Source organism: Kitasatospora sp. NPDC059817 (genome assembly GCF_042731835.1).
GTDB lineage: Bacteria > Actinomycetota > Actinomycetes > Streptomycetales > Streptomycetaceae > Kitasatospora.
In genome coordinates this window covers 67,029-72,951 of sequence record NZ_JBHWIR010000011.1, presented here as the reverse complement: position 1 = coordinate 72,951, position 5,923 = coordinate 67,029, and the positions used below count along the sequence as shown (strand labels likewise).

Annotated in this window: 6 protein-coding genes and 1 riboswitch; of the genes, 5 read left to right on the top strand and 1 reads right to left on the bottom strand. The window is 74.4% G+C overall.

Annotation, left to right across the window (positions count from 1 at the left end):
- Both ACFV61_RS04300 and ACFV61_RS04295 read left to right on the top strand, forming a co-directional pair.
- A partial coding sequence (locus ACFV61_RS04300; RefSeq protein WP_380490082.1) for an AAA family ATPase occupies positions 1 to 1,008 on the top strand: 1,008 nt, incomplete at its 5' end.
- An 80-nt stretch (positions 1,009 to 1,088) separates the two neighbouring features.
- A complete protein-coding gene (locus ACFV61_RS04295) occupies positions 1,089 to 1,898 on the top strand; it encodes an Fpg/Nei family DNA glycosylase (protein WP_380490080.1) in 810 nt (269 codons plus the stop codon).
- A gap of 52 nt (positions 1,899 to 1,950) precedes the next feature.
- Here the strand turns inward: ACFV61_RS04295 and ACFV61_RS04290 are convergent, their stop codons facing one another.
- Complete coding sequence (locus tag ACFV61_RS04290) at positions 1,951 to 2,334, bottom strand: metalloregulator ArsR/SmtB family transcription factor (RefSeq protein ID WP_063346776.1); 384 nt, start codon at positions 2,332 to 2,334, stop codon at positions 1,951 to 1,953.
- An 81-nt stretch (positions 2,335 to 2,415) separates the two neighbouring features.
- Positions 2,416 to 2,630: riboswitch (cobalamin riboswitch) on the top strand.
- Positions 2,631 to 2,659: 29 nt separating this feature from the next.
- On the opposite strand from ACFV61_RS04290, the gene ACFV61_RS04285 reads away from it, so the two are divergent.
- The 3 genes from ACFV61_RS04285 (at position 2,660) to ACFV61_RS04275 (ending at position 5,805) form a co-directional block, all read left to right on the top strand.
- Positions 2,660 to 3,772 (top strand): HoxN/HupN/NixA family nickel/cobalt transporter, encoded by a 1,113-nt coding sequence (locus tag ACFV61_RS04285; RefSeq protein ID WP_380490077.1) that lies wholly within the window; start codon positions 2,660 to 2,662, stop codon positions 3,770 to 3,772.
- 533 nt (positions 3,773 to 4,305) lie between these two features.
- The gene (locus ACFV61_RS04280; protein WP_063350291.1) at positions 4,306 to 4,911 is read left to right on the top strand and encodes a hypothetical protein; all 606 of its coding nucleotides are present in this window, start codon (positions 4,306 to 4,308) and stop codon (positions 4,909 to 4,911) included.
- Between the two features lie 159 nt (positions 4,912 to 5,070).
- On the top strand, positions 5,071 to 5,805 hold the full coding sequence (locus ACFV61_RS04275; RefSeq protein ID WP_380490075.1) for a class F sortase: 735 nt from the start codon (positions 5,071 to 5,073) through the stop codon (positions 5,803 to 5,805).
- Positions 5,806 to 5,923: the final 118 nt, after the last annotated feature.

Below are 5,923 nucleotides of genomic sequence, written 5' to 3'. Positions count from 1 at the left end.
TCTGGGCCGGGCGTCTCCGCGGGGGCGCCCGGCCCCCCCGCCCCACCAACCCCCCCCCGGCGGCGGGCGGGGCCCGGCCCGGGGGGGCGCCGCGCCCCCCCCGCCGGGCCGCCGTGTAGTCTCCCCGCTGAGAGGTGTCGGGAGGTGACCGTGACGCAGTACGCCGGGGGTGGGCACGTCCCGCCGCGTCCCGCCGCTCCGCCGGGGCCGCAGCCGTCGGGGGCCGCCGCGCCGCCGCCGGTGCCGCCCGCTCCGGCCGCTTCGGTGCCGCTCGTTCCGGTGCCGCCTGCTCCCGTGCCGCCCGCTCCGGCTCCTGTCTCCGCGCCCGCTCCGGCCGCACCCGCGCCCGCGCCCAGTGCGCCGGTCCCCGTCGGGGCCACCGGGCACTTCGTGCTGCCTTCCGGCGCGCCCGTGCAACTCCCCGCCCACCCGCCGCAGCGGCACGCGCCCGCCAGTCCGATCGCCGTCCTGCTGATCGGCCCGGCCGGGGCGGGCAAGACCACCGTCGCCCGGTACTGGGCCGAGCGCCGGCCCAGCCCGACCGCGCACATCAGCCTGGACGACGTCCGCGAGTGGGTGCAGTCCGGCTTCGCCAACCCGCAGTCCGGCTGGAACAACGCCTCCGAGGCGCAGTACCGGCTGGCCCGCCGCACCTGCGGCTTCGCCTGCCGCAACTACCTCGCCAACGGCATCTCCTGCATCATCGACGACGCCGTCTTCCCGGACCGCCCGGCCATCGGCCTCGGCGGCTGGAAGCGGCACATCGGCCCCGGCATGATCCCGGTCGTGCTGCTGCCCAGCCTGGACTCCGTTCTGCACCGCAACGCCCGGCGCGGCGGCACCCGGCGGCTCGGTGACGAGGAGGTGGCGCGGATCCACGGCCGGATGGCCGGCTGGTACAACTCCGGGCTGCCGATCATCGACAACTCGTACCTGGACGTGGCCGGCACCGCCGCCGAGCTGGACCGCGTCATCCTGGCCCGGCTGATGGGCATGCCGGTCCGCTGACCTGCGACGATCCGGCGCTGTCGGTGCCGACTGCGATGATGTGCGGGTCCTGTCGAACCACCCCGGGGGAGCTGACGCCCGTGCCGGAAGGCCACATCATCCACCGCCTCGCCGCCGAGAACCGGAAGGCCTTCGGCGGCCGCCCGGTCGAGGTGTCCAGCCCGCAGGGCCGGTTCGCCGACGAGGCCAAGGCCATCGACGGGCAGCTGCTCACCGCGGCCGAAGCCGTCGGCAAGCACCTGTTCCTCGGCTTCGAGGAGGGCGGCTGGGTGCACGTCCACCTCGGCCTCTACGGCGGCTTCGCCTTCGGCACCGGGCCCGCGCCCGAGCCGGTCGGCCTGGTCCGGCTGCGGCTGGCCAACGACGACGGCTACGCCGACCTGCGCGGCCCCAACACCTGCGCGCTGGTCACCGGCGCGGAGAAGGCCGCCGTCGCCGCCCGGCTGGGCCCCGACCCGCTGCGCGCCGACGCCGATCCGCAGGCCGCCTGGCGCCGGATATCGGCGAGCCGGACGACCGTCGCCGCGCTGCTGATGGACCAGAAGGTGCTGGCCGGGGTGGGCAACGTCTACCGGGCCGAGGTGCTGTTCCGCCACGGGATCAACCCGTACCGCGCCGGCCGCGACCTCACCCGGGGCGAGTGGGACGCGATCTGGGCCGACCTGGTCGCCCTGATGCACGAGGGCGTCGGCGCGGGCCGGATCGACACCGTCCGGCCCGAGCACACCCCCGAGGCGATGGGCCGCCCGCCGCGCGTCGACGACCACGGCGGCGAGGTGTACGTCTACCGGCGGGCCGCGATGCCCTGCCTGGTCTGCGGCACCGACGTCCGGGCGGAGCAGCACGCCGCGCGCAACCTCTTCTGGTGCCCCACCTGCCAGGCGGCCTGACCGGGTCCGCGGTTGCTCCGGCCGGGCCCCGGCGTGTCCTCCGGGGGGCCGGTCAGCCGACGGCCGCGGTGGGCTCGTGGTGTTCGGCGGCGGCGCACGCGTCGAGGAGGGGGCGCATGGCCTCGTCCACGAGCCGGTAGCGCACGACTCTCCCGTCCTTGTCCCCGGTGACCACGCCCGCGGTGCGGAGCAGCCGCAGGGCCTGGGACACGGCGGGGTCGCGCATGCCGGTGGCGACGGCGAGGTCGGAGACGGCGAGCGGGCCGGCCCGGTGGAGGGCGAGCAGGAGGGCGAGCCGCCCGGGGTCGGCGAGCAGGGAGAACCGCTCGGCCCAGGTGCGGACGTGCGCGGGGTCGCCGATCGCGGCGATGGCCTCGCAGACCCGGTGTCCGTCGATGGTGCGGTGGCCCGCGCGGTCGGCCGGTACGAGATGCATGCGCACATTGTTGCAGGAGGGGGCCTGTGATCCTGGACACCTGCGCAGGTGCGCAGCCTTGCAAGGGTGGGTCCTGGCCCCTACGGTGTTCCCCGCCGTGGTGCTCGGGAAGACCGGTGACGGATCCTCAGGGGTCCCAGTCCGGAGCGGCCCTCGCCACTGTGATCGGGCCATCGTGATCGTCGACGATGGAGAGACGTCCGTACCCACGACGCCACTGGGAGCCTCGCGCACCTGGGAAGGCGGGTACGGGACCCCCGTAAGCCAGGAGACCGGCCACGGCATCTCACGAAGTGTTTCCACGAGGTGCTGGAGCGTGACCCGAATGACCCTGCCCGAAACCGCCGCCGCCGAGGCGCCGGCGACACCGTCCGTGCTGCCCACGTTCCGCTGGAAGCGCGAGGACACCGTCCGCACGGCCGGGCTGATGGGGGTGATCCTGGCCATGCACGTGGTGGCGTTCGGGACGCTCATCTTCCTGGTCGCGCCCCACAACTACGCGGTCGGCACCCAGGTCTTCGGCGTGGGCCTGGGGATCACCGCGTACACCCTCGGCATGCGGCACGCCTTCGACGCCGACCACATCGCGGTGATCGACAACACCACCCGCAAGCTGATGGCGGACGGCAAGCGGCCGGTCTCGGTCGGCTTCTGGTTCGCCCTCGGGCACTCCTCGATGGTGGTGCTGATGGCCGCCCTGGTGGCGGGCGGCGCGCAGCTGGCCAGCACGCTGATGGACGACGACTCGACCACCCACAAGTGGCTCGGGATGGTCGGCACGACGGCCTCCGGCGTGTTCCTCTACCTGATCGGCGCGCTCAATCTGGCCGCGCTGCTCGGTATCCTCAAGGTGTTCCGGGCGATGCGGGCCGGGTCGTACGACGAGGCGCAGCTGGAGGAGCACCTCAACTCGCGCGGCTTCATGGCCCGGGTGCTGAACCGGGCGACCCGCTCGATCACCCGGCCCGGGCAGATGTTCCCGGTGGGCATGGTGCTGGGGCTGGGCTTCGACACCGCGACCGAGGTCACCCTGATGGTGATGGCCGGGTCGGGCGCGGCGGCCGGGCTGCCCTGGTACGCGATCGTCTGCCTGCCGCTGCTGTTCGCGGCCGGGATGAGCCTGTTCGACACCCTGGACGGGACGTTCATGAACTTCGCGTACCAGTGGGCCTTCGCCAACCCGGTCCGGAAGGTCTACTACAACCTGACGATCACCGGGCTGTCGATCGCGGTGGCCTTCGTCATCGGCACCATCGAGCTGGTCGGCGTGCTGCACGAGAAGCTCGATCTGACCGACCCGGTCACCGGCTGGATCGCGGGCATCTCGCTGGACAACGTCGGCTACGCGATCGCCGGGCTGTTCGTGGTGGTCTGGGCCGCGGCGATCGCCTACTGGAAGCTGGCGCGGGTGGAGAAGCGCTGGGCGGCCGCCGAGTAGTGACGGCTGCGAGCAGCGACGGCTGCGAGCAGCGACGGGGGGGCCCCCCCGCGCCCCCGGGGGGGCGCCGGCCCCACGTGCGTGTCCGGCCCGATCGGACGTGGCGTCAGCGCCGCCCGAGCCCGCCCGACGCGGCGTCAGTGCCACCCACGCCCGCCCGACGGCGCGTCAGCACCATCCGAGCCGCCCGACGTGGCGTCAGCGCCTTCCCGGGCCTGCCCGACGCGGCGTCAGCATCGTCCCGGACCCGCCCGACGCGGCGTCAGCGCCTTCGGGACGGACCGACACGCCGTCAGCACAGGACCGACTCGGCCCGGACCGCCGCGAATCCTTTTCACCCGTCTCACTGGGGCACCCGGGTGAACCGGGCCGGGACTCCACTCGAATCGAGCACAGTCCGTACCCAAGTCGCCACTCTCCGGTGGCGGCGGACGTCGCGGTGGTTGACGGTGAATCAGACGCAGTTCCCACGAATTCCCTTGTCCGGCGCCGTGCCGGCGATCGCGGGCCTGTGTATCGGAAGGATCAACCTCATGCGTTCTGCACGCACTCTGCTCGCCGGGGCGGCTGTCGCCGCCGTTCTCACCGTCGGCACCCCCATGGCCTTCGCCGACGGCTCCGCCGACCAGGCGAAGAGCCTCACCTCGCAGGACCAGTCCGACCGCGGCGACGAGCACGGTCGCGGCGACGACCGTGGCGACGAGCACGGCCGTGGCGAAGGCCGTGGCGACGAGCACGGCCGCGGCGAGGGTCGCGGCGACGAGCACGGCCGCGGCGAGGGTCGTGGCGACGAGCACGGCCGCGGCGAGGGCCGTGGCGACGAGCACGGCCGCGGCGAGGGCCGTGGCGACGAGCACGGCCGCGGCGAAGGCCGTGGCGACGACAAGGGCGGCGAGGGCCGCGGCGGCGACAAGGGCGGCGAGGGCCGCGGCGGCGAGCACGGCCGTGGTGGCGAGCACGGCCGCAAGGGCCCGCACGGCGGCGTGCACGCCGGCGGTGGCGGCCTGGCGATGGTCGAGACCGGCACCACGCTGTCCGGTGGCGGCCTCGCCTCCGGCGCCGTCCTCCTGATCGGCGGCCTCGGGGCCGGCGCGTACGCGCTGCGCCGCAACCGCCGCAACACCGGCGCCACCATCTGACGTCCGGCATCTGACGCCGCCCCCACGCGCCTCCCCACCAGGGCGGCGCGCACGGGGGCGGCGGGTCGTTTTGGACCTTCTGGACCTTTTCGGGCCGTCACCGGCCCGGCTGCGCATGGGAATGGAGAAAGAGGAGCGATGGGCGGTCCCGTCCCTGGAATGTCCCGACTGCTGCGCACCGGCATCGGTGCGGCGGCGGTCGGTCTGCTGCTGATGTACAACTCGGTCGACACCACGCCGAAAGCCAACTCGGCGTCCGGCGTGATCCGTCCCCCGGCGATCGTCGCGCCGGCCACCCCCCGCCCGTCCCCACCGGCCACCACCCCCGCGGACGCCCCCACGGACGCCCCCGCGGAGGCCCCTGCGGACGCCCCCGCGGAGGCCCCTGCGGAGGCCGCCCAGGACCCGGCCCCTGCGCCACCGTCGCTGGGCCGCGCCAACCCGACCCGGCTGCGGATCCCGCAGATCGGCGTCGACGCCCCGTTCACCGAGCTGACGCTCAATCCGGAGGGCCAGCTCACCGCGCCGCCGCCGGACGACGACAACCTGGTCGGCTGGTACCGGGACGGTGTCTCCCCGGGCGAGCTCGGCAGCTCGGTGGTCGCCGGGCACGTGGACACCACCACGGGCCCGGCGGTGTTCGTGATGCTGAGCCAGCTGCAACCGGACCAGCAGATCGAGGTGGGGCGCGCGGACGGCACGGTCGCGGTGTTCTCGGTGGACTCGGTGGAGGCCTTCCCCAAGAACGCCTTCCCGGACGACAAGGTGTACGGCCAGACGCCCGACGCCCAGCTGCGGCTGATCACCTGCGGCGGTACGTACGACAAGGGCCAGAAGGACTACTCGGACAACGTGGTGGTCTTCGCGCACCTGGATTCCTCGCACCCGGCCTGACCGGCAACGCGAACGACCGCCGCCCCCAACATACCGGGGTGCGGGGGGGGGTGGCGGGGGGGCCGGGGGGAAACCCGGCCCCGGGGGGCCGCATGGGGGGGGTGGGTGTTTTGCCGGG

Excerpts from the sequence above, each read along its gene's own strand:
- ACFV61_RS04290 (WP_063346776.1), bottom strand. The coding sequence starts at position 2,334 with ATGCATCTCGTACCGGCCGACCGCGCGGGCCACCGCACCATCGACGGA.
- ACFV61_RS04285 (WP_380490077.1), top strand. The coding sequence starts at position 2,660 with ATGACCCTGCCCGAAACCGCCGCCGCCGAGGCGCCGGCGACACCGTCC.
- ACFV61_RS04280 (WP_063350291.1), top strand. The coding sequence starts at position 4,306 with ATGCGTTCTGCACGCACTCTGCTCGCCGGGGCGGCTGTCGCCGCCGTT.
- ACFV61_RS04275 (WP_380490075.1), top strand. The coding sequence starts at position 5,071 with ATGTCCCGACTGCTGCGCACCGGCATCGGTGCGGCGGCGGTCGGTCTG.